We start from the raw sequence: 26,152 nt of genomic DNA, 5'->3' as shown, positions 1-26,152 counted from the left end.
CAGGGATATAACGATGGATGGGAGCGGGAGGAGATCGTCGCTCAAAAGCCCCCTGCGAACCGCTTCCTTCCACTCCGGGTGTTGGCGGGTGCAGCTCAGAACTCATCTGTGGATAGGATTGGAACGCTCAATTAGGTCTCGGTGTCCGAATACATCTAGGTTTCGCACAATCCTATTTCAACTTTCAAATTTAACTTATGAAACATTTTTCAGATACACCTCTCCAGGGGACAATGCCCATCTTGCAAGTTGTGCTGAAGGTTAAAAAGCCTTGCTTTCCACCGGGTTAAAACAAAATGCAAGATTCGGTAGGGCCATCAAGTGCAAACTGGATTAGATATTCAGAGAAACGGTAGTTGCCAAAGCATCCGCTCTTTAAGATGGTGTAGTTCTAGAAAATTGTTTAAAATATTTTTTCTAATGTCCTTGTAGAAAAAAGATCCCCTTTCAGCTTTAAAATCTGTTTAAAAACTCAGGACCGTTTCTCTCAATAGTGTAGCCTCTAAACTCTTCCCAAAAGGACAAACCGACCGTTAGATCGAAGGAGGTGAAGAAGGCTTCCACGGTGGGTGATGGCGATTGCTCAATGTTGCCAAAGCCTATGCCATTCTCCCAGAAATTTCTTTAGTTGTAAGGACATAAGGGATGCAGGAAATCCGGAGAACATTTCTAAGCAGATCTACAGAATGGAGCTAGATGGAGCTTATTTTAATTATGAAGCAAGTTTTGAAAAAATGCGATGTAGTCCTCAATATAGCGGGAGAGTCCATTTGCAGAGGTGGGTAGGCATTAACCGAAAGAGGTTTTATGGGGAAGAATAGGGGTTTGCCAATAAAACTTTTCTAAAAGGTTTTGCGTTAATGCGACTCGATAAGATCTGCTTCCCCGGTGGTCATCTATTGGAGAAAGCGAATCGTTAAGTTTGAGTTTAGCTTGCCTAATGACGGGAAGTTCCCAAGGCTTTCCAATAAGTTCTTGCTCTACAGGCTCTACCCGGATGGGTTTTTCGGCAACTCCTCCAAAGGCTAAACGGATTGATTGGATGAAGCCATCTGGATCGAGGTCGACAGCGGCTGCCATGGAGACAGTTGCGATATCATCGCTTTGTCGCTTGGCTACCTTGTAGAAACGGACGATTGAGGGATAGGGCTTGGGAATCCAAACAGAGACTATGACTTCTCCAGGCTGAAGGATTGTTTTCCGGTAACCGAGAAAAAATTTTTCCAAGGGGATCTCGCGACTCCCTTTTGGGGAAAGAATCAAAAGCCGAGCTTGGAGAACGAGGAGTAAAGGAGCGGAATCTCCCACCGGGGAAGCCGTTGCCAGGTTACCCCCCAGTGTTGCTCGGTTTCGAATGAGAGGTGAAGCAAATAGGGGAAACCATTCCGCAAAACCTGGTGGTGGATTGGGGATAGTTCTTAGCCGTTCCTCAATCTCACGAAGAGAAAGGCCAGCGCCGATTTCAATCCCCCGGGAGCTTTCCGAGAAAATGCGCAGCTTGGTTATCCCCTCAAGGCTGATCAGGCAGGGGAATCGGCGAAAGAGAATATTGCGTTCTACAGAGAGGTCGGTCATTCCTGCCGCCCAACGAGCTTCCGGATAGAGATGAAAAAGTTCCCAGAGCTCGTCTAGAGTTGTTGGTCTCAAGAAACGCTCAGGTCCTGACTCGAATAATACCTTTTCAAGCCTTGGAGGAGGGTTAGATAGCCGTTTGAATAGCGGATGATCAGACTTTAGAGAATGTAGCCGTAAAGCAGCATCCTTAATAGGTCGATAACCGGTGCAGCGGCAAAGATTGCCCGATAGGCTTCCAAGATCCACTTTCCCCTCTTTGCGATCGCTTTGCTCCGCAAAGAGTGTAACCACAAACCCGGGTGTGCAGTAGCCACATTGAGATCCTCCCTCTTCCACCATCACCCGCTGTGCGTCGCAAAGCCGATCTCCTTCGGCTAGAACTTCAACCGTATAAATTTCTCGATGGGCCGCGGCAACAATAGGGATAAGACAGCTGTTAATGGCTCGGAGACAAGATTTCCCTTCTTTCTCTTCCACCCAAAGAAGGGCACAGGCTCCGCATTCACCTTCCTTGCATCCTTCCTTTGCTCCGGTAAGACCAATGGATCGAACATAATCAAGCAGTGTCTGGCCGGGTTCGACCTTTTCCACGAAATGGGTGATCCCGTTGATCGTTAAAGGAAAGCCTGTCCTCTTTTCATTTCTTTTCAAGGGAGCTCCTTTGTAAAGAAAAAGTAAAGCAGAAGCTGTACCAGGGAAACGCCGACTGACAACTTCCTTGAGGCAAAGCCCCTGCCGGATGTTACGGCACGAAAGCTGCTTTAGGAGATTCAGTTCAATGACGGTTCCAGGTCATTTAAAAGAAAAGTTTTCTGTTCGTCAATCGCTTCTGGGTCTGACTCGGACTGTAATAGCTGAAAGGCATGCCTTATTCGATCCTGCAGGGCATGTTCGTGGTGGGATACCCGGATTTCCTTCCCATGCGACAGTGATTCTCATTTCACCTCGAATCGGTGCAGGTTTCGTTCAATTCCTTGTTCATTTGGAACCGGGAGAGTCCGGCGGCTCAAGCCCTCCTGGGGTGGAGACTTTTTTCTACCTTCTTTCCGGAGAAGCGGTGGCCGAACTTGGGGAGCGATCGGCAGAACTTTCCGAGGGGAGTTTCTTTTTTTCTCCCCCGGGTATTGAATGGAAGATCCGTGCAAGAAGCTCTGGGGCCCATGCCGTCGTTTTTCAAAAATCTTATGCATTTCTGCCTGGATTGGTTCCTCCACCTTTATTGATAGGGAGAAACGAGGACATAATTGGTCATCCTTTTCTAGGTGATTCGCATGCACTTCTCAAGACCTTTCTTCCCGAGGATGCATCTTTTGACATGGCGGTGAATCTCTTCCATTTCCAGCCGGGAGCTTCTCTTCCTTTTGTGGAGTCTCACGTGATGGAACATGGACTGTTGATGCTGGAAGGAAGGGGAATTTACCGGTTGGATGAACGCTGGTATCCCGTTGTTGCCGGTGATGCTATCTGGATGGCTCCCTATTGTCCGCAGTGGTTTGCTGCACTGGGACCCACACCTGCTTGTTATATTTATTACAAGGACGTTGGTCGCCATCCCCTTAGCGGCTAGGAAAAAATGAAGGATCGACCGGACGCGACCCTGCTTCCAATCCGCACCGAAAGGATCATCTCTCTTCTTGAAGAGTTGTCGGCTTTTTCCGACTCGACCTCCTCGGGGATAACTCGAGTGCTCTTTTCTTCAGCTGATATAGCGGCGCGGAAGTGGCTAAAGGATCGTTTACAGGAAGCGGGTCTTGCTTTCCGAGAAGACGCGGTGGGGAACCTGTTTGCCCGTTGGGAGGGTGAAGAACCCGAACTACCGGCGATTGCCACCGGTTCTCACATTGACGCTGTTCCCCTGTCAGGCCGTTTTGATGGAACGGTTGGAGTCATTGGAGCACTTGAGGCATTTCGAGCCCTTCGTGAAGGAGGATTTCGACCTAGGAGATCCCTGGAACTGGTGGTTTTCACTGCCGAGGAACCCACGCGATTTGGTATTAGTTGCTTGGGCAGCCGGGTGCTTGCAGGAAGGCTGCGCCAGGAGGAGTTGGAAACGTTGAGGGACAAGGAGGATCAAAGTTTTGCCCAACTGCGTCAGAAGGCAGGATTAGTGGATATTCCCTTTTCCTCGATTTTTCCACCTCGTTATGCGGCTTTTCTTGAACTTCACATTGAGCAGGGTCCGATCCTTGAGAGGGAAGGAAAAGTAATTGGAGCTGTAGAGGCTATTGCCGCCCCGGCCGCCTATAGGGTTCGTTGGGATGGAGTGAGCGGACATGCGGGTACGGTGTTGATGTTTCAAAGGCGTGATGCTCTGGCCGGAGCCGCCGAGGGCATCCTTGTCGTGGAGCGTGTTGCTAAGGAGCTAGGATCAATCGACACGGTTGCCACGGTAGGCGAGATTACCGTGAGCCCTGGAACTCTCAACTCTATTGCCGGGAGCGTTACGATGGGGATTGATCTGCGGGACATCGACCTGGAGAGACGACACCTCCTCTCTCAGACTATCCGTGGAGCGTTCGAGGAAATTGCAAAGCGGCGGGGACTCAAGCTAAGTTGGCAGGTGATCTACGAAGACCCTCCTGCCCTCAGCGACCCGGGTCTGGTGGCGTTAGTTTTGGAAAGTGCCCACCGGTTAGGGTTTGCGGCACGACCGATGAAAAGTCGGGCCTATCACGACTCTCTTTTTATGGCTCAACTCTGCCCGGTTGTAATGATTTTCATTCCGTGCCGGGAAGGGAAGAGCCATTGTCCCGAAGAGTACAGCTCTCCTCAACAAATCGAAGCTGGGGTCCGGGTGTTGGCCGATTGTTTAATGAGGCTAGCGGGTTGACTTCTGTTGGTGGGGCAAATTCCTGGACAGGCTTGGTGAAGATCCAGTAAGACAGGGAAGAGACCGTGCAGCCGAGTAAGAAGGAGAGATCCCCCAATTGGGGATACGTTGCGGCCATCCTTCCTATGAACAAGGGTTCTTGCCTAATCCAAGGAATAGAAACAATCACTCCCAAAAGCCAGCAAAGAAAGCCGATCGTTCCACTCTTGAGCAGTGGAATGCGCGAGGTTCGTGTTCTGAGATGGGTTATGGCTAAAATCGCCATCCGAGGTAAGACGAGGAAGTCGAGGAGGAAGAGAAACTCTTCGAACCGCTGGTAGAAGTGGCGATAACCAAAAAGGGCCGCTCCCAAACCCGTTATGCCGACAAAGATCGAAGCTTGGCAGAAGGGAATGCGGATTCCAGTACCTAGAAGACAAAGGCCGGCCGAATAAAGATTGATCATGTTGGCACTGATTGTTCCGATCACAATTGCGGCTGCTAGGAGAAGGTGAAGGGAGCTTGGGAGCAAAGTAAAAAGCAGATCTGTCGGGTTTTCGGAACGGATGCTTTTCCCAAGAAAAGCACCTAGAATTTCGACCCAGCTCGTCGAAAAGAACGACCCCAAGAAAGCGTACCAAAAGACTTCTTTTTCGATCGAACGGTTTTTTTGGGTCTGACCCATACCGCGGGAATAGTCGGCTGCGAAAGGTAACCAACCACTGAAGTTGGAAAGACCGATGTTGATCATGAGAATCCATGCCCCGGGGATTTCTCCTCTGCTCCCTGGATTTGGAGCTAAATAGGACCCCGTCGGTAGAGAAAGCAGGCAGAAGGCGGTGATAACGGTGAAGAGGGATAGGAGGATAAGGTAGCAGGCGTTTTCTGCCTTTAAGATGAGCTTGTTACCAACCGATGCGAAAAGGGTTTGAGCTAGGGAAAGAAGAAAGATAGCCAGGACGGGATGGATCGGGAGAGATCTTTCTAGGGCGTAGGCACAAACGGCGGTATTGACGGCAAACCATCCTGTTCCGCTCAGAAAGGAAAACAAGGAAAAGACCCTGTTTCCCGTTGACCCGAACCATCGTTCAGAAATGGCGATCATGGGAACATCATAGCGAACCCCGTAAGTAGAGAAAAAACCTAGGGTAAGAGAGCCAAGTAAGCTAGAAGCGATAATGGCCAGGATTGCTTTCCAGAAAGGAAGGACCAGAAGAGTCGTAGCAATCGCACCGGTCCCTAAGGTAGCGATGTTGACATTAGCTGCCATCCAGAGCCGAAAAAGGCTTTTTGGCTGAGCATGAACTTCCTGGCAATCGACCCACTCGACTCCCCCTGCTTTGAGAGGAGGGGCTTTCTTTTTGGCTTGGAAGGGAGTTTCTTTCTTCATTGACCGCGGTAAACTGTGTAGCTCCATGGGGTAACGAGAAGGGGAATGTGAAGGGAATTGGTTAGTTGGCTAATTCCGAAACGGATCACGATCTCGTCGAGAAAGGGAGGATCCGGAAGGATAACCCCCTTTCTGGTAAAATAGCTCGCTATCGCAAAGACGATTTCGTACCACCCGGACTCGAAAATTTTTTTTTCAAGTGGGACGCATGCTGCCCTTCCCATTAAGTCGGTCCGGCAATCGACCAAGAGCTCCTTTGAGTCTGATCGGTAGAGGCGAAGAGGCACTCCTTCGGCCGGTCTTCCATGGTAGAGATCAAGGACATGAGTCGTGATTTGGTTCATGGGAATTAAAACCTGTAGGCGACCGTGCCTTGTATCCAAAAAGGTAATCCAGCAACGATCTGCTCGGTATTCATTTCCCTGCCGAATGTTACTCCTGGGCCGTAGGGAAACCACAAATGCCGGTTATCTGTCAGGTTATAAATGTTTACAGCAAAATCCCACTGGGATGTCGTGTAAAAAAGGCGCCCATTGATGACATACTCGGTGGGGATTTCTAGGTTGTAAGAATAATCGAGATACTGGTTGCTCAAAACGAGTGCCGAAAGGGTTACCCCTAGGCCCATGTTGGTCTGGTAGGTAACCATAGCGGTCAAGGATTGATCGGGCCAACCCACAAAGGCATACTTGCCTGGGGGATAACTGGTCGCGTTGTTGAGGGGAAGGCCTTGGGCCAATGCGGTTGATGTTGAATAGGTCTGGAACTGGAAGGGGCCTATGGGAAGCCCTGACCAGTCCTCGGTACCATTGGCAAGAAGATACTGGATGCGAGCCCAGAAGTTCTTGGTTGGCTGGTAGGTGAGGGCAAGTTCAAAGCCCTTGATGTAAGCCGGAGCTGGGGGCAACCCGACGTTGGGGATGTACAAGTTCTGTTGGAAACCTGCCGTGGTGATGTAGAGCTTGTCTTTGAGCAGGCTAAACTTCATTCCTCCCTCGATGAGCTGGTTGACGAGTCGGAACTCGGCCCCAGCATAGATCGGTGTATAACCCCCCATGACTCCCACCGCACTCGTATACCCCCAGTTGAAGTCGAAATAGGCGGTCATCCACGGGAAGGGTTTATAGACCGGGCTCACGTTGACCATCGGCATGAGCACGGCCGCGTCGTAACTGGTGGAAAGGAAAGCCGGCGTGCCTGGAGGAGTTTGGGCACTGATGAAGAGGTTTGTCGCCCGACCGCCCACCAGGAGCATGAGTTTGTCGGTGAAGTGGATGTTGTGCTGGTAGAAGGGGGCAACTTCCCAAAACTGCGAATCCTCGGTAAGCGAATAACCGTTTAAGGGTTCAAAATACCACCCGGGAGGAGCCGAAGGAATAGGCCAATCTCCCCCACCGAAAGCGAGAGGATTGCCTACGCCCGCCATAAAGGAAGTCGATAGCTCGGCATTCCAAAGGTAAGGATTGGCTAGGGTAGGATTGTTCGGATTGACGATGCTCCAGGCGTTTTGAATCCCAAAGAAGGAAACCGCTTCGTAATCGAGGTTGCGTTGGAATCCGAACTCAAGCCCCGCATCGATGTTCTGCTCAAAGAGAGCCTCTTCGGGGTGGAGGGCCGCTAAAACCTCGGTCCGATTGAATACCTCGTAGTCTCCAGTGATGTCTATGTCCTCCCATTGTGCATAGTCGATGAGCGAGCTACGGATGTAAAAAACAAAAGTGTTGTTTCGAACCCGCAAATCGTCATTGACGATTAAGTTTTGAACCAACTGGAGCATGCCGCTCATCCCCTGGGCACCGCTGGCCGGGTTCATGGCAGTCGAGCGCAGGCTAATGGGAACAAGCGGCCCCGCATAGGTGTTGAATGGGGGAAATCCGAATGTTACTTGCGAGGGAGCTAAAGCCCCGGTCTGGTATAGATCGTTGTTGATCAGCTCGTTGGTCGGCCGATTCATGAAATCGAGGATGTTAAAGTTGTAGGTACCAAAATCGGAGTAGAAATCAACCGAGTAATTGTCGGAGGGCCGAGCGCTCAAGGCCAGGTAGAAGTTCTGCTGGTCGTTATACTGGTATTGATAGTAACTACCGTTCTCCATTCCCATGTAGCTGAATCGGTAAGCGATCTTCTTTTCCTTGTCGATCGGTCCGCCGATGTCAGCTCCCCAGAGGTAATTTTCGTACATCCCGGTTGTATCCCATACGTAACCGCGGAACCGGTCAAAGTAAGGCTGCTTGGTGATGTAGTTGACGGCCCCGCCGTTGGGCTGGAACTCGCCAAGGACGGCATTGGGCGGTCCCTCGATCACGTCCATCGATTCAACCATGTTGTAGTTCCACGGGAGGTTCCACCAACCTGCGTCCTGCATTGTCATTTGCATCCCGTTAATATAGCCCAGAGGAGGCATGCCTCGAATCATGGGCGCAAAGACAAGGTTGTTACCTGCGGCAGCAGTCGAACCGGGGGAAAGAAAAGCGGTACTGACGGGATCAAACCAACCCTGGGTACCGGCTCCCTCGGTTTGCAAGATTTTCTGGTTGACGGGAAAGAGTTGCCTGGGGATATCGAGCACGTTCATCGGCTGCCCGTAGGCTCCAGACTCGGTGGGGGTGGCCGTCGGAAGCATCGACTCGCCGGGAGCGGTTGTACTGACCACCATGCCGGGAAGGCTGCCCTGTTGACCTCCTGGAGCTGACGAACCGGCCGCAGTAGGTTCTGGAGTGGATATGTCGTTTGGAGTACTTGGCGGATCGGATAAAGGCGTTGAGGGCTCGGAAGTTGAAGAAGCCTGCGGGAAAGACGAGGCTGTTTCGGAAGAATTTAAGGCTGAAGCTGCTACAAGCCACCAGAAAAGAAAGGAGAAGAGTTGAGTCCTTGACGGGAAAAGAGACAGGGACTGGGCAGTGGGTAGAGGTAACTGTCTTTGCCCGGTCTTTACCTTCATTTCGAACTTGGCTCCGGAGAAGTGAAAAAGCAGAACCTGTGCCAAGTTCAAGCGATGCAGTCCATCCTTGTGGCATGAAGTTTGCTTATATACCCAATACATCAACTATGGTTAGCCGAAAGAAGCCCTTTGCTATTGCCCCTCTTACAAAAATGACCCGTTCACTATCCCTGGTCGCCTCGGGTCAATGGCCGCCAGAGTTGATATTGCGTAATTCCCAGTTGCTTTGCCCCTATACCGAGGCGATCCTACCTGACCGGGAAATTTGGATTATGGGAGGTCGCATTGCTGCGGTGAAGCCCAAGGGAACTGCACCAACTCGTTGGGCTGGGAGGGAATATGACGTTGAAGGGGGAATTGTGGCCCCTGGGCTCATTGATCCCCATGTGCACATTGAAAGTAGCATGGTTGGTGCATGTGCCTATGCCGAAGCAGCTTTACTTAACGGTACGACTACGGTCTTCTGCGATTGCCACGAGATCGCTAACGTTTTGGGTTTAAGAGGAATCAAGTGGATGATCGAGGATTGCCGGAGATCCCCTCTTAACATTTTTCTCACGGTGCCAAGTACCGTACCCGCAACCAATGAACGGATTGAAACCTCTGGGGGTAGGATCGATTGGTGGGATGTTGCCTATATTTTTGATCGATTTCCCGAGGCGATCGCTCTTGGAGAAAAGATGGATTTCGTTGCAGTCGCTTCGGGTCATCCCCATGCCCATGCTATTCTCCGGGAAGCTCTCAGGCGGGGTCGTCCTGTTTGTGGTCACATCTATGGGGAGGAATTTGTGGCGGCCTATGCCGCAAGCGGGATCACCGATACCCATGAGGCGACAGAGGGTGATATCGCTTTAGCGATGCTCCAAGCGGGGATCTGGATTTTCCTGCGTGGAGGTCCACCCTCGACGCCGTGGCATAGCCTTCCCAAGGCAATCGAAGCTGTGACACGCTTAGGTGCTTCCCCTAAGCGGCTTTGCGTTTGTACCGACGATCGAGATCCCGAAGACCTTCTGCTTTTTGGGCTCGACTGGGTCGTCCGCGAGTGTTGGCGTCATGGTCTTAGTCGACCGCTTGGCTGGAGCCTCGGTTCTCTTCATCCCGCACTCCGTTTTGGAATGGATGGGGAGATAGGGGGCTTGGCACCCGGTCGCCGTGCCGATTTGGTGTTGCTTGATGATCAAGGACAAGTTCAAAACACCTGGCTTGGCGGAGAGTTGGTAGTCGAGAAAGGAAAGATCACCCAGAGTCTTGAGCAAGCCTTGAATATCCGGTATCATTATCCACGATCTGCTTATCGAACGGTGCGGTTACCGCGGCAAACGCTTAGCCCTCCCTCACTTCCCAAGATCCCAAAGCTTTTCCACGTCCTTGGAATAGAGCCTCAGGGAATTCTGTCCCGCCATCTAACAATGGTGACCTCTGGAGGTGAGATTCTTAGGTTGATTGAAGAGGGGAAGTTGAGTTGGCTTGTCGTTCTCGAACGTCATGGAAAGAGTAGAGAAATTTCTTGGGGTATTGCAGAAGGGATCGGTCGGGTTCAAGGAGCCGTCGCCTCTACCGTAAGTCACGATGCGCACAATCTGCTAGTCGCAGGGAGCAATGTTGAGGATATGGAAGTTGCTGTGCGCATTTTGGAAAAGGTCCAAGGAGGAATATGCGTTGTTTCCAGTGGACGAGTTCTAGCTTTGGTTGAACTCCCTATTGCCGGTCTTCTCTCAGAGAAAAGAATTGGTGAAGTAGCTAAAGAGATGCACCGATTAAAGAAAGCTTGGCATGATGTCGGTTGTCGTCTCCCCTTCATGGGCTTTAACCTCCTTTCCCTTTCTGTGATCCCCGAGATTCGGTTAACTAACAAGGGTCTTGTGCTCGTACCGGAAATGCGCTTTGTCCCGCTCTATGAATCGGTAAAGGAAAGGGGGATAGAAAACTCCACCTCTCAACTCGTGCCGAAGCTAACGCCAAGTTCACGGAGCCAGCGGCGGTAGACTATGGAGAGCCGATCGGATGGGAGGTGAAGCTCTGCCGCAAGATCAAGGGGAAGGAGCTCCGGCCGCTGGGATTCAACCACCAACCGGTCCTGGGCAACGATGCGTTCCTGGTGGATACGGATTCCTTCGGGAGTGACGTTATCTTGTGGGTACCAAAAATTCCACATCCATAGGACACTTTCTCTGGGATTGATCGGCTGAACCGCAGCATAAATTCCGTACTTCTTGCCGTTCCCTGTTTTTTGGAAACGGGCAACTAGAGGACGGATGATCTCGTAGGTGTAAGAGACGATTTGTGGTTGGCCACTACCGTCTGGATCAGGTTGCCAAAGACGGATATCGGTGGCTAACCATCCGCCTCCTGGCCTTTGCTGAACGTGATAATCGGGGATATCCGGCTGTCGCAAATCACCCAGGATGCCTTCATGAACAATGGGAAGGTGCGCAAGGTCAAGGAAGTTTTCCAGCACACGCGGGGCTGAGGCGTTAAGCCGGTAAGGACCGGTTCGAGTCTTACCAACAGAAAGATCTTTCCACTCCGGGAAATAAAAGGGATCCCCTTGAGGAGCTCCCAATGAGACCCAAACTACGCCGTAGCTTTCGATTGACAAAAAGGGCGTAATATGGGCCCGGCTTGGAGGAATGACTCTTGGATGAGCAGGGATCTTCACACACCGGCCTTCTTCAGAATAAACCCAACCGTGGTAAGGACAGCAAAGGCAGTTCCCTTGGACTTTGCCGATTGAAAGGCGTGCTCCTCGGTGCAAACAGAGATCGGGCCAAGCATGGACTCCTTTTTCACCGCGCCAAAGGACTAGATCATGTCCGAGGAGGGAAGCGGATCGAAGCTGTCCTTCGGGAATATCTTCTGAATCCAAGATTGGATGCCACTCGTCAAAAAGTGGATCTTTATTCATGGCATCCTTTAAGCAGCTTGTATGCCAAGAGAACTGACCTACTCCTGAGACTTTATGCGGTATCCTTTGAATTACAAGGAATTGTTCGCAATCTCAACTGGAGAGAAACGATACGGGTAAAAATGGTGAATACTCCTGAATATTTGCTCTCCACGTCAGGGGCTCATCCCTATCACGATTCTTCGGTCGTTAGGAGTGCTTCTTTAAACGGAGATTTGGTTTTCCTTTGAATCCCTTTCCAGAAATGAATCTGCCTGGCTACGAAAAGCCGCTTTTGGTTCCGCTTGAGAAACCCGGGCTTGAGTGGGTTATCGGAAGTCCATGTTCGCCAGGAACTTAAACTCGAGGAAGAAGATCCCTTCCTGTTTGCAATAATGTCATCTTGCAAGCCTCTTTACCGTACACCTGCAACCGGAATAAGCAAATGGTTGATACAAGAAGAAAGAATATTGGTATGGACGTAAAAAAGGGAAAAGGGGGAAAGATTTACTCTGAGGATGGAGGTTTGGTAATAATTCCCGCTTGGGGAAAGGATTGCCTTATAAAAGCCTTTATTGACCATAATTGTACTCTTGATGTTTACTAGGAAGAACCCTTTCTTACGATTGGCAAGTTGCCTCAAAAATTCACTCCTTCACGAGGTTAGTTGAGGCTGTAGTCATTACATTAACTAGCTAGGATTTTTTTTATGAGAAGCAGCAAAGGAAGCAGCTGAGCCAAGGGTGTAGCTTTGCTTGAGAATTAAGAAATGATCTTGGACAATCGGAAGCTATCGTTAAATAAATAAGAATGTGGAATATTTTGAAAGGGAAGAACCTTGCTTGGGCATTCAGTTTTGAAGTTAAAGGGAGTAAGGAGCCCTTGATATTCGGCACGGTGAAAGGCAAACCCGGTTAACCGGTAATGAGATGCATAACTTCTTTTGGTTTTTGATGATTTTGACTTGATTGGATCCAGATCGAATGTAGACTCGCGAAATTGATTACATCTCTTTGTAATTGATTGAGCGAAGACTCATCTTTGTCGATTATCCAGGAGGTCGTCTTAAGGGGTCCCCAATACCTTTGGATAAAACAATAAGGGATCGCGGGAGTGTCGTCGAGTACTCCAAACTGAAGTAGAAAAAACCTAATTTCAAGCAGTTTGACTAAATTGGAATAGGATCGATCCCTTAACCTTTAAGGGAGTCAATATGGTAATCCTTAGCCAGTGGTTCAAGTATCGATTTGGATTCAGTAGGATGGGCTTTACAATTCCATTCTCCCGTTGGGCTTCCTTTCCCTGTTTGCAATGGCTAAGCTTATGGATTGATTAGGAGAAATGCTTTTTAGAATTCATCCTTAACTTCCTCCTTTTCTCATGCGTGGTAGGCGGATCGGCTTAAGTGGAATTTTCTTCAATAGAAGGCGATTTTGTTTTTGATTCCAACTGCCTCATATGGGATTGGTGGCATACCGCAAAAGAAGCTTGGTACCCGATTGGAGACTTTTAGCCTGCTCTTTTATGCTTCCCATACTCCTATAAATAATAAAAGAGACAAAAAACACAACGTGCTATTTCCAGGTGTGCTTCTCCAGTCTGAGAGCTATACCTGGTCGTCATATCGGGTTTGCTAGGACATGGATGCTTTCCAGGGGATTCTTCGGTTGATAGGGCCGAATGTTCGTATGGAAGTCGATATCCTCAATTATTTGTCGAGCAATATTCATAGGGTTGGCCAGGAGCTTGGGGAACAAGTAATTAGCTTGTTTTGCAATAAGAAAAAATCGCCACTTGGTGAGCCGACCAAGATGGCTCCTGCAATCCACGGGTATTGGGGTCTTTTATTCTCCCATCAACTCGGTATCGTTTACCCCGATGTCTGCTTGGTTAAAACACCTGTAGACATCTCTTTTTCGAAATTTTTCCATAATCGAAATGAACAATGAGTTGTACTTAAGGACTAGAGAAAAGTTCGGGACTGTTCCCATCCCTTACTTTCATTCAAAGGGGTTGAACAAAGCACCGAAAAAGGACGCCAAGGATCGTTATCCCTAGTGTAATGATAAATTCATTCTGACTAAGATCACTGTAAAACCGTTTGGCCCAGAGGCGGAGTTGGTTTTGGACTGACGAGGCTTCCGGAAGCTATCCCAACCATAAGCCCATGGTTTACCGTGCCTTACAACACTAACTTCCTTGATCTTGGTAGGGTCCTTCCAATGGGAGCTGGAGCTGACCCTTGGGCAGAGAACTTTTATCTAGAAGGGGAAGCTTATCAATAAGAAAACTGATAGAATCGCCTTTTTCCCTTCCTGTGCACAATGGCTCAGTCAAAGAGCAATCCCCCCATCCTTGCCGATTCTTTGGTATTACATTTTATCGTTGGGAGCAGGGTTGTGTTTGCCGTTGCCTTTGGAGTTCGTCCTTTTTCATTTGGTCCATAAGTCCTTTTGAAATGTGAACATCCTCCATCCGGGAAGAAAACCGTAGTTGTCGCGTTGAGCCAACCCTAGAGCGGCTTTTTTTGCTGCTAATCAATTGAATACGAATGAGACACTATCAAGAATTACCCAATAAAACTATCGGCTGGTGCTTTCCCCGTTTTCATTTCGACTTCCCTTTCTCTCGAACGAAAGGATATAACGAGGGTAAAGGGAGGATTTTCGGTCTTTAGCTTAAAAGTGGAATAAAGGGATCATGCCTTTTTATTTTGAGAAAAAAACTACGGTTATTTTAAAAGGCTTTCCCCTTACTGACCGATCCTATCAAGCTCCATACCGGGAGGCACACGACGACAACATAAGAGAAGGAGTCCGGAGAAAAGCGTGGGAAGAACCCCGATCCAAAAACTAGCATAGATGCCACTGATCCCGTGAGCAAGAGCGATACTGAAGAGCAAAGAACTTACAATTGCACCCAGCGGTCCAATTGCGTTAATGAAAGTTGTAGCACTGGCCCGGACACGAGTGGGAAAAGACTCGGCGATGTAAGGGAAGAGTGCACCGTAGGCTCCCGCTCGCCAGAAATCGGCAAGGGCATAGAGCAGGGTCACGGTCCAAAATCCTTTAGCAAGAAAGAGTAGGGCTGCGTAGGCGACCGCCGAGGCCGTCCAAGCCATCGCCACAGTCTCTCGTCGACCCAAGATATGACCTAACAGTCCGTGGGTAACATATCCAACGTAGGCAACGGCGCTTCCCAAGCCAAAAACCCAGAGCGACTCCCCGTAGCTCAATCCCTTGAACTGTGTAAGAAGGGTGGTAATCAAGACCGTGAAGATTTCTCCGGCAAACCAGTTAAAAAAGAAGGCGAGGAGTAGAAAGAGAAACTGCCCACGGAGCTCTGGAGCTAGGAGTTGGGTAAGCAGGAACTGCCGTGAGCTTTCCACATCCATGCGGTTCTTTAAGGCATATCGAACGGCCACTTCAGGGTTACGGCGGTAAAGTTGACGAAAACGCCTTAGTCGAAGAAAGTAAGGGCTCTCCGGGAGCCAGAGCCGAGCTAACAATATGATTACGGCGGGGAAGCTGGCGATGAGAAAAACGCCGCGCCAACCCACCCAGGGAAGAAGCAAACCTGCTGCACCGGTGGCCAGGAGTTGTCCGAATGGCCATCCTCCCTGGATAAAGCCATAGAAACGCCCACGTTTTTCGACGGCTTCGAGCTCGGCAAGATATGCCGCTTGGACCGCCTGTTCCGAGTAGCCAAGGCCGGAGAGGGATCGGGCGAGTATAAGGGAAAGAGGGCCAGTCGTAAAAGCGGTTAACCCCGAGCTTAGGGCTGCTCCACCCACCGTAAGAACAAGGGCATTGCGTCGTCCAAAACCATCAGCGATAGGTCCGACAAGAAGAGAGCAGAAAAAGCTTGCAATTGTAACCCAAAACGCAATGGAAACGCTTTGCGTTGCCGTCCAGTTGAATTCCTTGGCCAGCACGGGGAGGAGAAGACCAAAGAGCAAAAAATCATAAACTGCGAATGTCCAAGCGAAGAAGGCGACCACAAAGGGATAAAGTTGATGTAATCGAAAAGGGGTTGAGGAATCAATTGAAACCCGGTCTTGATAACTTCTTGAACTTAACCTTTCCTTTGGGTTCGAAGCTTGAGGGAGCCGGTCGGATCTTATCCCCTTTAAGACATAAAGAAAAGCCCATCGCCGGTACCGGTAGTCCAGCCCTCGATTAATTGAATGATCGGCAATATCTAATGGAAGAAGCGATGGTCGGCTTGAGGGATGGACAAGCTTGCTTAGATGTCCAACTAGGGTTCTAATAATCAGAAGGTTATTCTTCCCCTTTTCTTCCATTTCCTTTTTCCTTTCAGCTTGTAGGAAGGGAGCTTTGGGCAGGAAAAATTTAACGACCGAGCGGTGAAGCTTCCTCTTTGAATTGGAAACCGATTTTTTGTATCCCTGCCGCCCATACCTTATCGAGGATGTTTGCGACATCCCCTTGATTGGCGTTCGCGTCGGCCTGAACATAAAGATGCAAATTAGGTTCCTGCTCTTTTCTTCGTTTTAGCACATCGACAAGCTCGTTCCTATCGATCTCCGTCTTCTCGAGCAAGACTTTCCCGTTGTCTTTTATCGACAAGGTAAGAATGTCACTCTTCGTTTCAGCCGTACCGCGGTTTCGGCTTTGCAGGAGAAGCTCCACGTTGCTTGCTGCCGTCTCGAGATCAAACTGGAGATTAGCCACCTTTCGGCTGAAGTAGTTAAAGGGGATCAGAGCAAAGATGGCAAGGGCTAGTCCCGTTGCGGTGGCGATAAGGGCTTCGGCGATACCCCCGCTTACCTTGACTGCTGCAAGCTCCTCGTTACCGACGAAGTGAAAGGCATTCATGATGCCCGTAACGGTTCCCAAGAGTCCCAATAGAGGTCCTAAAGTGACGGTTGTATCGAGAATGGCAAGTCCGCGTCCTGCTTCCTTTAGCTCAAAGCCTGCCGCTACTTGCAAGGCATTCTGCAGGGATGTTTCATGGTGGGTAAGTCCCCACCAGATCATTTTCATGACAGGATCCTTAGATGCTTGGGCAAGTTTTACCGCTTCCTCGATCTGGCCGCTTTTAAGAAAGTTATAGACTTCAGAAAGTCTACTTCCCTTTCGTCGGAGTTGGACCATTGACCACCAGAAGATCCGTTCAAACACCGTAGCAAAGGCGATGATAGCGGTAAGAAGCAGGGGCCACATGATCGGGCCTCCTCGGAAGAAGGTATTTAGAATAATATTAGCAAAGCTCATATTCACTCCTTCTTTGATTTTGTTTTTGCATTAACCCGATAGATCTCTATTCAAGCCTGTAAATAATAGGGATGGTGTAGGTTCCCGTCAGGGTGGAAGGGAGCCTCCAACGATGCAAGATCCATTGGCGGGCATTGGAATCGAGCATGGCAAAGCCCGATGATCGAACAATATCAACGCTAACAATACGCCCTTGGACAACGGTAAGAGACAATTCGACAGTTCCTTGGTATCTGCGGATAGCACACTCATAAGGGTAGGGGGGTTTAGGCGTGTTGGCATCACCAACTCGAGGAGCAGCGGCTGCATAGCGAGTAACCTGTCGTGGCGGAGTACTCAGGGCTGTCTTCTTTATCGGTTGAATAGATGTCGTTCTTGGCATTTCTGGCCTTGGCTCGGGTTTCTTTTCTGGAAGAGGAACGGGTTGTGGGGGAGGCTGTTCTTTCGGTTGAATAAACTCCGGATGCGGTTCAGGAGGGGGTGGGGGAGTAAATTCCACTTCTATCGGAGGGCTATTGACTTCTTCTTCCTGGGGAGGGGAGGACACCGGGATTACAGCACCCCGAAGAAGGAGATCCACAATAGACTGTTCTTTGTTACCCGCGCCAAGAAATAGGAGAAATCCAAAGAAAAGGACAACGCAAAACATGGCCCATCGCCTATGCCATAAATAGCTATCGATTGGATAGTTACGAAGTCCCAAAGGAACGAGCCATGGTCGGCCCAAGCGTGGCATGAGTTCTCCTAAATGTCTAACTTGGATTCTTGAGGTCATTAAGCTATCCTTCCATTGTTCTTCACTTTTTTCTCCTTTTAAGGTTTAGGAGAAAGGGACTTCTCGGATGGAGGAGCTTCCTCCTTTACCTGGAAACCGATCTTTTGGATCCCCGCCGCGCGCACCTTGTCGAGGACCTTCACGACATCTCCGTGCATCGCGTTCATGTCGGCCTGGACATAAATGCGCAGGTTGGGATTCTTTTCTTTCCGTCGTTTAAGCTCATCGACGAGGGCATTGCGGTCGATTTCCTCCTTCTCGAGAAAGACCGCTCCGCTCTCCTTGATCGAAAGCGTTAGGAAATCAGACTTGTTTTCAGGGGTTGCCGTCTGTGCGGTAGGCAAGTTGAGCTTAAGCCCACGCATTCGGATCATCTCGAGGTTTACCATCATCATGCAGGCCATCAGGAATACCATGATGTCGATGAGAGGAATGATTTCAATTCGTGCCTTCTTTTCGGGTATTGGGCTAATGATTTTCATAAGACCCATGGAGTAAAAAGCAGCTAGCGTGCCAAGCACAAGCGGGAAGCTTACAAGAGCGATCGGCCGTGCATAGCCTGTAGCCTGTTTCGAATGAAGGCCTAGGCATCTTGTGCACAAGGTCCGGGAACGAAACGGCCGTGCGAATCGACCGGATGACCGAGGCGAGAAAAGGCGACCTTTCCCCGGACAAGTGTGAGGAGAATGCAGATACGGGTTGTGAGTCCCACATAAGGGCTTATGGGATGCCGATAGAAGAGGTCTTTGGGTGCAATAGGCTTAGGTTCTCTGAGTTCTATAAGTGTCAGATCGGCATCGTTGCCGATCTTAATCTCTCCCTTGTTAAGAATACCGAAGCGACGGGCACTACCCAGGGAACATAGCCGGGCGGCGAGAGGGAATCCCGAGATATCCCTTTGGGTAACAACTAGCTCGAGGAATAGGCAAAGGAGGTGTTGGCAACCGGAGATCCCTCCCCAAGCAGCGAAAAAGTCTGAAGTGGATTTAGCGGAGGGAGGGCAGGGGGAATGATCCGAGGCAAGCAGATCGATTTTACCTTGGAGAAGAGCTTGAAGTAGCTCTTTGGACTGCTGCCGACTACGAAGTGGGGGAGCACACTTAGCGAGTACCCCGAGCCGTTCTAAGTCTTCCTCGGAAAAGAGGAGGTAGTGAGGACAAGTTTCAATTGTTACGTCCACTCCCTGGCCACGGTAGGCTTCGACAACGGTAATGGCTTCGGGTGCACTCACATGCACAAGATGGAGTTTGCAACCCGTTTCTCCTGCACACTCGAGAGCTTCTTTGACCCCTTCGATTTCCGCTGCTAAGGGTCGAGAGGCAATATAGTCTCGCCAATTCCCGACCGTTTGAGACCGTAATCGCTGGGTAAGCTTGGTGACGATCCGTCCTGATTCAGCATGGACCGCGACGGGAAGACCGAGTGCTGCCGCCTGCCTCATCCCTTTAAGAAGAGTATGACGATCGACCCAACCGAACTCGGGAGTTCCAGTTGGGCAAAGGAAGGCTTTAAAGCCGATCGCTCCGGCTTCTGCCAACCTTTCGAGTTCCTTGCTATTACCGGGAACGATCCCTCCCCAAAGGGCAAAATCCGTCAGGGAGGTGGCAAGAGCTGCCCTTTTCTTCAAAAGGAAACTTACCATGTCGATCGTGGGCGGGAGGGAGTTAAGGGGCATGTCGAAAAACAAGGTGCCTCCTCCGGCAGCAAGGGCACGTGAACCGGTGGCGATCCCTTCCCAATCTTCTCTTCCCGGCTCATCGAAATGGACATGGGGATCAATGGTTCCGGGAAAAAGGTAACGCCCCTTCCCGTCGATCTCATTGTGAGTCCTACCGTCCAACATAGCCCCAGTTGCTGCAATTATTCCATCCTTTATCCCGATATCCATCATGGACAGTCCTTCGGCCGTTACGACACCGACCTGTCGAAATACCCAATCAAAATTATTCATCGATCGATTCTAAGCTGAACTGGGAAGAAATCCCTCTATGAATCCAACCATGGCTTTGAGGGCAAGGGCGATATCATCCCGCGATACCCACTCGGCGGGGTCATGGCTGATCCCTCCTCGACAACGGACAAAGAGCATCACCATGGGAACATGTTGACCGAAAACGGCTGCGTCGTGACCGGCTCCACTCCAGAGCCGGGGAGCTTCCCCCTGTATCGTGGCGAGGACGGCACTGAGCCTATCTTGCCAATTTGGATCCGAGCCCACGGCTCCGAACCGCTCGGTTTTTTGCCACTCGACCTCGACCAACCGTTGCCTGCTTATCTCTATAGCTTTCTCTTGGAGCTTTTGAGAAAACCTGTCTAACACGGTTTCCTGAGGGTGCCGTATATCGACCGCGAGCTCGACGAGGTGGGGAATCATGTTAACGGCTCCGGGTCGGCAGTGAATTTCTCCGACGGTAGCGACCGCTTCAGGTTCCGCCAGGGCGGAGTCCTCGACAAAACTAACGAAAGCAGCTGCAGCGCAGAGAGCATCATGACGAATCTTCATGGGACGACAGCCCGCATGGCCGCCCTCTCCCCTGAAACGGAAAAGGAGCCGTTGCTGGGCAACAATACCGGAAACGACTCCAAGAGGTAATCCCATGGTTTCGAGTAAAGGTCCCTGCTCGATATGGGCTTCAAAGTAGCCGAAGATCTCTTCTGGTCTTGGATCCTTGAGGGGCCATCCTGCAATCGAAAAGCGGTCGCGAGCTTGACGAACGGATATTCCGGAGGCATCCTTAAGTTCCCAGTCCTTTTCTTCTAAAAGTCCAAGAAAGGCTCGGCTACCAAGGCAACCGGAACGAAACCGTACCCCTTCTTCTTCTTGAAAGGCGATGACATCGATAGCAAATGGGAAATCGGCCATCCGATCCCGCAGGATTGAAGCTGCCGTAATGCCCAAAACGATGCCCAGTGCCCCGTCAAACCGTCCTCCTCCAGGAACCGTGTCGAGATGGGAACCGATCAAGAGGGCCGGTTTTTGTTTCTCCCGGATTCCCGCTCCGCGCAGGTTTCCAAAAGCGTCCATGGTGGGTATCAACCCAGCCTCCTCCATCCAAGAGCCGACCACCTCTAGAGCTTTGCGAATAGAAGCAGAGAAAGGAGGACGGTCCAAGACTCCGTTTCGTTCGGAAATATGGCCTAGAATCTCAAGACGATGGCCGATTTTATCGGCCTCTTTAAGCCAATCGAGCTGTCTCTTTTTCACTGACCTCTGTTCTTTTGTTGACGACCGTCTTGTTGCTTCTTCTCAATCCAAAGGCCTAAGGCCATCCGCTCCCCTTCAGTCATCCCGGTAAAATTTCCAGGGGGCATGGTACGTAAGTCGATAAGCTGTGTGCGTGCAAGCGGCAGAACTTTGCATAAATCCTCCAAGTTTTCCAATACAATCCCAGCGGGTGGAGCGGTAAGCCGGGCTAGCGTGGGATTGTGGGCATGGCAACCAGAACAGCGACTACGGAGAATCATCTCCACATCTGCATCACTTATCTTTCGAGGGGAAACGAGGGGAGGAAAGGAAGATTGCGTAGGCTGAGCGACAATTACCGATACGAGCAAGAGAGCCATTCCTCCAAAAAGCCAACTAAGCCAAGGTTTTCTTTTCTGGCGTAGGTTAACCGCATGACGCACGGTTCCTCCGGCAAGCAGAAGACAAAGGAGGACAAGCCAGTTGGCTTTGCTCTGAAAGGTAAAGGGAAAGTGGTTGCTCATCATCGCAAATAGCACGGGAAAAGCCAAGTAGTTGTTGTGAATCGAGCGCAGATGAGTCCGCTTGACCAGTTCTGGATCGAGACGTTCTCCCCGGCTGGCTGCCTCAAGAAACCTTTTTTGGGAAGGAATGATGACAAAGAGGACGTTCCCCGCCATGATCGTCCCGAGGACTGCTCCAAGTTGTAAAAAGGCACCCCGTCCGCTAAAAAGGTGGGTGAGCCCGTAAGCTAGGAGGGAAAGAAGAAGGCAACAGACAACCGTAAAAAGGGGTGGGCGGTTAAGAAGGGTACTGGCAGCTAATCCCATGTAGACCAACCAACTTGCTATTAAGATTCCAAGACTGCAAAGAACGGCGACTTGGGGAGAAAGGGGGGCAATTTGTGGATCGATCAGCGTTGCTTCCGGATGAGCGTAAAAAAGCAATACAAGAAGGGCAAAACCGGTCGTCCAAGTGAGATAGGCATCCCAGCGGAACCAGTGAAGAAGTGAAGGCAAGGGGATCGGAGCCGTCCGGTATTTTTCAAATCGATAGATCCCTCCCCCATGAACGGTCCAGAGCTGGCCGGCAAGGTTACTCTCCTTGGGGTTGGGCTCTAGGCTATTTTCAACAAAAATAAAGAAAAACGAGGTTCCAATCCAGGCAAACCCGTAAATAAGATGAGCCCAGCGGAGGATTAAAGGAAGCCAAAGAGATACAAAAGAGGAAAAGATTCCTGGCATGGTCAAGAAAGCCGATAAAAGGATGAGCAAAGCTACAAAAATGCCGATCCCTAGTAGCAGGACCTTGGGAGGGAAAGACCGCCTTTGCTTCAGTAGAGGACCATGGGGTTTCATCCGCATTCCTTAGTAAGGGATCTTTCTCTGTAAGCGTTTCCAAAAAAGAAGGGGTTCACGACAGACAGCCAGGTCGATCTGTTCGACTTTCAGGGAACGCACTTCCAGAGGATGCCGAATTTCATTCCAAAGGTAAGTACCCTTAAAACCAGCCTTTTCGGTCAAAGTATTGGGCCCTCCGCAAACGATCCTTTTAATCCTAGCCCAGTAGGCAGCGGTCAAACACATCGGATAGGGATTGATGTTCATATAGAGGAGGCATCCTCTAAGATCGAATCGCCCGAGTTTTATGGCCGCCTGTCGCATGGCTTCGATTTCTGCATGGGCAGTGGGATCGCAAAGAACGGTAACGCGGTTGGCTCCTTGTCCAACGATCTGGTCCTCCAGTACCACGACGGGTCCAAATGGGTCTCCCCTGTTGCTAAGAACATTGTCCCTGGCCAGACAAGCGGTGCGTTCAAGAAATCGAAGGTCCATGGATCTCTTCATGGGGGATTTTCTCTTTGGGTGGAGATGGAAAAAGGCACGGGGGTAACGCCTCTTCGTTTTTTGAGCTCGGAGCAAAGAGCAAGGAAAGAAGCTGAGCTGCGGTGGAAATAGCAATGGCTGCTGGAGTTTTATCTCCTATCCCGGGAATCCCGATCGGCATGGTTACTCGGCTCCAAACCTCATCCCCATAACCTGCTTCCTTAAGCCGTTTTCGGAAGTGGGCCCGCTTGGTCTCACTTCCAATAACTCCAACATAGCGAAGATCGGGTCGAGCTAGGGCTGCTTCTAAGATCACTAAGTCTTCGGCATGATCATGGGTAAGGATGACCACGCAGGCTCCAGGGGAGAGAACCGAAATCCATTTCTCGGGAACCAATCCCGGGCAACAATGGATAATTGCCGGACAATCAAGCGGTGGCAGTCTGCTCGGATGAAGCATTTCGGGCCGGGAATCGACAAGAAAGAGCTCTAAGGGTAAAAGGGAGAGGACCTTGGCCAATGCTTTTCCCACGTGTCCGATTCCAAAAATGGCAACTTGGGGAACTTCCAGGCTCAAGGGTTCGAGAAAAAGCGAAACTTCCCCTCCGCAACACTGAGCGCCCCACTCTCCCTTTTCCGCTCCCAGCCTAAGGGTGATTGAACGAGGAATTTTCTCACCATTATCCAACATCTTCTGTGCTTCGACAATAGCACTCTTCTCTAGATTGCCTCCACCAATGGTTCCAAAGCTTTCATCCTTGGTGACGAGCATTTTTGCTCCCACCTCTTGCGGTGCATGACCACGGACATTTGTAATGGTGACGATCACGACCTTTCGGTGGATGCCAAAAAGTTCGCGGAGTTTGTCGATCCAAGAAGTGTTCATCGTTGAAGTGTTTCTGCCTAAGAGAACCGAGGGATATAACGGTTGGTCACCGGAAGTTTTTCCCAGCTCTTAGCCCTTTTTCGAACCGTTTCGATTGCCCAATAGACACGTTCCGGGGTGGCCGGAAACCCTAATTCTACTGGACCGGGCCCAAAACCGGTAATGGCCGCTTTGAGAGCTTCTCGAACCGAAAGGGCTAAAAGAAGGGGAGGTTCACCCACCGCTTTCGATCCGCCAATGGCGGGACTTTCCACAGCTTTTGTGAAAAAACGGACTTCGAAATGATCGGGAAGCTCGCTCCAGGAGGGAATCTTGTAGGTAGAAGCGCCGGTTGTTTTGAGCTTGCCTTCCTGATCCCAAATAAGCTCTTCGCAGCTTACCCAGCCAAGACCCTGGAAAAAACCTCCTTCGATTTGTCCCCGATCGATGAGCGGGTTGATGGAACGTCCCACGTCGTGGAGAATTTCCACGGAAAGGAGCTTATATTCTCCCGTAAAACCGTCGATTTCAACCTCGGAAACAGCTGCTCCGATTGCGAAGTAAGCGAATGGCGTTCCTTGAGCCGTAGAGGGGTCGAAAAAAAGTCCTGGAGTTCGATAGAACCCTTGGGAAAAAAGAGGGATACAGCGGCGGTAAGCTTCCTCCACTAATTCGGTAAAGGAGAGCGAGTGGGAGGGATTGTCCTTGGAAAAAACACGTCCATTTTGGGATAAGACAGAAGATTGAGAACAGTCGAGAAGCTTAGCTGCAAGAGGCCAGAGGCGATCGCGGAGTTGGTAACAGGCCTCGGCTACGGCCGCTCCATTAAGATCAAAGCTACATGAAGCCGCTGTGGGTGAACTGTTGGGGATCGTATCGGTTCGGGTGGTCATCACCCGGATCGATTCAAGCGGCAATCCAAGCAGAGAGGCAGCAATCTGGCGAATCTTGGTATGGAGACCTTGGCCCATCTCGGTGCCTCCGTGATGAATCTGTACGCTGCCATCCCTATAGAGCATCACGCTAGCTCCAGCCTGGTTGAGGTTGCTCGAGGTAAAAGAGATGCCAAACTTTACTGGGGTGATAGCGATACCGCGCTTGCGGTAGGGATGAAGTTGATTGAACTCTTCGATTTTTTTTTGGCGCTCCTCATAGTGTGAGGATTTTTTAAGTAAATCCCAGAGGGTTCTTAAGGAATCCGCTTCACGCACTTCCTGGCCGTATGGGGTCTTCTGCCCGGCTCGGTAAAGGTTACGCTTGCGAACTAACGAAGGGGAAATATTTAGGCAGTGAGCAATTCGGGTGAGTACCTCTTCGATCATGGCCACTCCCTGGGGACCACCAAAACCGCGAAATGCCGTTTGGGAAGTCTTATTGGTCCGGCAGATATAACCGATCGCCTCGATTGCAGGAATCCAGTAAGCGTTGTCCAAATGCAGGAGGGCTCGCCAAAGAACCCCGCAGGAGAGGTCTTGGCTCCAACCGCCGTCGGCATAGAGCGTGATCTTTAGGGCAAGAAGTTTCCCTTCTGGGGTGAAGCCTACTTGGAAATATCCTAGAAAAGGATGCCTTTTCCCGGTTAAGACCATGTCTAAGGAGCGGGGAAGGCGGACGCGGACGGGTCTTTTTGTCTTAATGGAGCCCAGTGCGGCAATTGCTGCGTAAGGAGCCGCCTGGACCTCCTTGCCGCCAAATGCTCCCCCCATCCGTGCACATTCCACGGCGATCCTATTCCTTGGAAGCCCGAGGACCCGAGCGATGACCTCCTGGACTTGGCTCGGGTTCTGGGTAGAGCTTTGGACAAGGATTCCCCCGTTAGCATCTTCCCAGGCCAAGGCGGCTTGCGTTTCCAAGTAAAAGTGTTCCTGTCCACCTATGCGGAGAGAGCCCTCGATCCGCAGGGGACTCTCTAGCCAAGCGGCGAGAAAATTCCCTCGATTTAACCGGAAAGGTCCGGCAAGCCAACTCTTCGATGCGATCGATTCCTCAAGTTCTATAATGGCTGGAAGGGGCTCGTATTCCACAGAAACAGCAGCCGCTCCCAATCGAGCAGCTTCCAAGGTTTCCCCGAGGACCCAAGCTACCGGTTGATTGTGGTAGAAAACTTCATCGGTGGGCAAAAGCGGTTCATCAAAATTACCCATGCTTGTGTCGTTTTTTCCGGGGATTTCCTTTGCAGTAAGAACATAAGAAACGCCGGGAATCCGGAGAGCGTTTTCTACGCTGATCCCATTAATGCGGGCATGGGCATGAGGACTTAAGACCGGCCAAGCATGAAGCAGCTGGTTAAAGGATCGGGCATAGTCATCAGTATAACGGGCACGTCCGCTCACGTGGGCTAACGCACTTTCGTCTGTCAAGGGTTGCCCTAGTAGGCTCAATGGAAAACAAGAGGAGTGGGCGAGCGTTTCTTCTTGAACTTTCATAAGATTTATTGAGCAAAAAGCAGTTAATGTGCCAATCGGGCCGCTCTAGCAAGCCATTGCTCGTTGCCCGTGGGCTCTTTCGAAGGGAAAATGAGTTGTCCTCTATGGTAGGTTCTTGAAAAAAGTAGCCAGAGGTAGATCCACCGTATGGTAGGAGAAGAAAAGGCCGATCTCTTTATCGTGCTCGCATGAAAAGAAAGGAGAACCGATTCAGGAGTTCCTCGGATTGACTTTAGAGCA

The 26,152-nt window shown here is 50.5% G+C and carries 20 protein-coding genes; 5 read left to right on the top strand and 15 right to left on the bottom strand.

Features of this window, described 5'->3' with window-relative positions; translation table 11 throughout:
* Window positions 1–789: 789 nt before the first annotated feature.
* Window positions 790–2,226 carry a xanthine dehydrogenase small subunit gene (locus MINF_RS10260; RefSeq protein ID WP_012464674.1) on the bottom strand — a complete coding sequence of 479 codons (1,437 nt, stop codon included), beginning with the start codon at window positions 2,224–2,226 and terminating at the stop codon, window positions 790–792.
* Between the two features lie 127 nt (window positions 2,227–2,353).
* Here MINF_RS10260 and allE point away from each other — a divergent pair, with 127 nt between their 5' ends.
* The gene (gene allE / locus MINF_RS10255) at window positions 2,354–3,142 is read left to right on the top strand and encodes a (S)-ureidoglycine aminohydrolase (protein WP_048810375.1); all 789 of its coding nucleotides are present in this window, start codon (window positions 2,354–2,356) and stop codon (window positions 3,140–3,142) included.
* Window positions 3,143–3,148: 6 nt separating this feature from the next.
* Window positions 3,149–4,405: a M20 family metallo-hydrolase gene (locus tag MINF_RS10250; RefSeq protein ID WP_012464672.1), complete on the top strand. Its 1,257-nt coding sequence runs from the start codon at window positions 3,149–3,151 to the stop codon at window positions 4,403–4,405.
* Here MINF_RS10250 and MINF_RS10245 read toward each other — a convergent pair.
* Genes MINF_RS10245 through MINF_RS10235 form a run of 3 tightly spaced genes read right to left on the bottom strand, consistent with a single transcriptional unit; the run spans window position 4,293 to window position 8,817 of the window.
* Window positions 4,293–5,774, bottom strand: a complete 1,482-nt coding sequence (locus tag MINF_RS10245; RefSeq protein ID WP_012464671.1) for a purine-cytosine permease family protein — start codon at window positions 5,772–5,774, stop codon at window positions 4,293–4,295. The two genes, MINF_RS10250 and MINF_RS10245, sit on opposite strands and share 113 nt — an antisense overlap.
* A complete protein-coding gene (uraH, locus tag MINF_RS10240; RefSeq protein WP_012464670.1) occupies window positions 5,771–6,118 on the bottom strand; it encodes a hydroxyisourate hydrolase in 348 nt (115 codons plus the stop codon). Before uraH ends, MINF_RS10245 begins: the two co-directional genes overlap by 4 nt.
* Before the next feature lie 5 nt (window positions 6,119–6,123).
* Window positions 6,124–8,817: a TonB-dependent receptor gene (locus tag MINF_RS10235; protein WP_238523491.1), complete on the bottom strand. Its 2,694-nt coding sequence runs from the start codon at window positions 8,815–8,817 to the stop codon at window positions 6,124–6,126.
* Between the two features lie 5 nt (window positions 8,818–8,822).
* Here MINF_RS10235 and MINF_RS10230 point away from each other — a divergent pair, with 5 nt between their 5' ends.
* On the top strand, window positions 8,823–10,700 hold the full coding sequence (locus MINF_RS10230) for an adenine deaminase (protein WP_148205250.1): 1,878 nt from the start codon (window positions 8,823–8,825) through the stop codon (window positions 10,698–10,700).
* Here the strand turns inward: MINF_RS10230 and MINF_RS10225 are convergent.
* Window positions 10,652–11,620 (bottom strand): aromatic ring-hydroxylating oxygenase subunit alpha, encoded by a 969-nt coding sequence (locus MINF_RS10225; RefSeq protein ID WP_048810374.1) that lies wholly within the window; start codon window positions 11,618–11,620, stop codon window positions 10,652–10,654. The two genes, MINF_RS10230 and MINF_RS10225, sit on opposite strands and share 49 nt — an antisense overlap.
* Between MINF_RS10225 and MINF_RS11245 the strand changes: the two genes are divergently transcribed.
* Together MINF_RS11245 and MINF_RS10215 are read left to right on the top strand one after the other, a co-directional pair.
* Window positions 11,605–11,850, top strand: a complete 246-nt coding sequence (locus MINF_RS11245) for a hypothetical protein (protein WP_148205249.1) — start codon at window positions 11,605–11,607, stop codon at window positions 11,848–11,850. The genes MINF_RS10225 and MINF_RS11245 overlap by 16 nt on opposite strands.
* Window positions 11,851–13,239: 1,389 nt before the next feature.
* On the top strand, window positions 13,240–13,548 hold the full coding sequence (locus MINF_RS10215; protein WP_048810372.1) for a hypothetical protein: 309 nt from the start codon (window positions 13,240–13,242) through the stop codon (window positions 13,546–13,548).
* Between the two features lie 803 nt (window positions 13,549–14,351).
* Here MINF_RS10215 and MINF_RS10210 read toward each other — a convergent pair.
* The 10 genes from MINF_RS10210 to xdhB all read right to left on the bottom strand — a co-directional run bounded on the left by MINF_RS10210 (window position 14,352) and on the right by xdhB (window position 25,912).
* The gene (locus tag MINF_RS10210; protein WP_012464660.1) at window positions 14,352–15,902 is read right to left on the bottom strand and encodes an MFS transporter; all 1,551 of its coding nucleotides are present in this window, start codon (window positions 15,900–15,902) and stop codon (window positions 14,352–14,354) included.
* A gap of 49 nt (window positions 15,903–15,951) precedes the next feature.
* A complete protein-coding gene (locus tag MINF_RS10205; RefSeq protein ID WP_079200452.1) occupies window positions 15,952–16,836 on the bottom strand; it encodes a MotA/TolQ/ExbB proton channel family protein in 885 nt (294 codons plus the stop codon).
* Between the two features lie 46 nt (window positions 16,837–16,882).
* Window positions 16,883–17,572 carry an energy transducer TonB gene (locus tag MINF_RS10200; RefSeq protein ID WP_148205248.1) on the bottom strand — a complete coding sequence of 230 codons (690 nt, stop codon included), beginning with the start codon at window positions 17,570–17,572 and terminating at the stop codon, window positions 16,883–16,885.
* 77 nt (window positions 17,573–17,649) lie between these two features.
* Window positions 17,650–18,132 carry an ExbD/TolR family protein gene (locus tag MINF_RS11070; RefSeq protein WP_048810371.1) on the bottom strand — a complete coding sequence of 161 codons (483 nt, stop codon included), beginning with the start codon at window positions 18,130–18,132 and terminating at the stop codon, window positions 17,650–17,652.
* A gap of 62 nt (window positions 18,133–18,194) precedes the next feature.
* Window positions 18,195–19,562: an allantoinase AllB gene (allB, locus tag MINF_RS10190; protein WP_012464656.1), complete on the bottom strand. Its 1,368-nt coding sequence runs from the start codon at window positions 19,560–19,562 to the stop codon at window positions 18,195–18,197.
* A 9-nt stretch (window positions 19,563–19,571) separates the two neighbouring features.
* Window positions 19,572–20,816, bottom strand: a complete 1,245-nt coding sequence (locus MINF_RS10185) for a M20 family metallo-hydrolase (protein ID WP_012464655.1) — start codon at window positions 20,814–20,816, stop codon at window positions 19,572–19,574.
* Entirely contained in the window at window positions 20,813–22,153 is a 1,341-nt protein-coding gene (locus tag MINF_RS10180) for a urate hydroxylase PuuD (RefSeq protein ID WP_048810370.1), read from the bottom strand. Before MINF_RS10180 ends, MINF_RS10185 begins: the two co-directional genes overlap by 4 nt.
* Window positions 22,154–22,162: 9 nt before the next feature.
* Complete coding sequence (locus tag MINF_RS10175; protein WP_012464653.1) at window positions 22,163–22,642, bottom strand: nucleoside deaminase; 480 nt, start codon at window positions 22,640–22,642, stop codon at window positions 22,163–22,165.
* Window positions 22,611–23,507 (bottom strand): xanthine dehydrogenase accessory protein XdhC, encoded by an 897-nt coding sequence (xdhC, locus tag MINF_RS10170; protein WP_012464652.1) that lies wholly within the window; start codon window positions 23,505–23,507, stop codon window positions 22,611–22,613. The genes MINF_RS10175 and xdhC overlap by 32 nt, the downstream gene beginning before the upstream one ends.
* Window positions 23,508–23,524: 17 nt before the next feature.
* A complete protein-coding gene (gene xdhB / locus MINF_RS10165; RefSeq protein WP_012464651.1) occupies window positions 23,525–25,912 on the bottom strand; it encodes a xanthine dehydrogenase molybdopterin binding subunit in 2,388 nt (795 codons plus the stop codon).
* Window positions 25,913–26,152: the final 240 nt, after the last annotated feature.

Source organism: Methylacidiphilum infernorum V4 (assembly GCF_000019665.1).
GTDB lineage: Bacteria > Verrucomicrobiota > Verrucomicrobiia > Methylacidiphilales > Methylacidiphilaceae > Methylacidiphilum > Methylacidiphilum infernorum.
Note: the sequence above shows the minus strand (reverse complement) of the source record. Positions and strands in the feature narration are given on the sequence as shown.

Bases quoted from the DNA above. Each gene is read 5' to 3' on its own strand.
- allE (WP_048810375.1), top strand. From the start codon at position 2,354: ATGACGGTTCCAGGTCATTTAAAAGAAAAGTTTTCTGTTCGTCAATCG.
- MINF_RS10250 (WP_012464672.1), top strand. From the start codon at position 3,149: ATGAAGGATCGACCGGACGCGACCCTGCTTCCAATCCGCACCGAAAGG.
- MINF_RS10245 (WP_012464671.1), bottom strand. From the start codon at position 5,774: ATGAAGAAAGAAACTCCCTTCCAAGCCAAAAAGAAAGCCCCTCCTCTC.
- uraH (WP_012464670.1), bottom strand. From the start codon at position 6,118: ATGAACCAAATCACGACTCATGTCCTTGATCTCTACCATGGAAGACCG.
- MINF_RS10235 (WP_238523491.1), bottom strand. From the start codon at position 8,817: ATGTATTGGGTATATAAGCAAACTTCATGCCACAAGGATGGACTGCAT.
- MINF_RS10230 (WP_148205250.1), top strand. From the start codon at position 8,823: ATGGTTAGCCGAAAGAAGCCCTTTGCTATTGCCCCTCTTACAAAAATG.
- MINF_RS10225 (WP_048810374.1), bottom strand. From the start codon at position 11,620: ATGAATAAAGATCCACTTTTTGACGAGTGGCATCCAATCTTGGATTCA.
- MINF_RS10215 (WP_048810372.1), top strand. From the start codon at position 13,240: ATGGATGCTTTCCAGGGGATTCTTCGGTTGATAGGGCCGAATGTTCGT.
- MINF_RS10210 (WP_012464660.1), bottom strand. From the start codon at position 15,902: ATGGAAGAAAAGGGGAAGAATAACCTTCTGATTATTAGAACCCTAGTT.
- MINF_RS10205 (WP_079200452.1), bottom strand. From the start codon at position 16,836: ATGAGCTTTGCTAATATTATTCTAAATACCTTCTTCCGAGGAGGCCCG.
- MINF_RS10200 (WP_148205248.1), bottom strand. From the start codon at position 17,572: ATGCCACGCTTGGGCCGACCATGGCTCGTTCCTTTGGGACTTCGTAAC.
- allB (WP_012464656.1), bottom strand. From the start codon at position 19,562: ATGAATAATTTTGATTGGGTATTTCGACAGGTCGGTGTCGTAACGGCC.
- MINF_RS10180 (WP_048810370.1), bottom strand. From the start codon at position 22,153: ATGAAACCCCATGGTCCTCTACTGAAGCAAAGGCGGTCTTTCCCTCCC.
- MINF_RS10175 (WP_012464653.1), bottom strand. From the start codon at position 22,642: ATGAAGAGATCCATGGACCTTCGATTTCTTGAACGCACCGCTTGTCTG.
- xdhC (WP_012464652.1), bottom strand. From the start codon at position 23,507: ATGAACACTTCTTGGATCGACAAACTCCGCGAACTTTTTGGCATCCAC.
- xdhB (WP_012464651.1), bottom strand. From the start codon at position 25,912: ATGAAAGTTCAAGAAGAAACGCTCGCCCACTCCTCTTGTTTTCCATTG.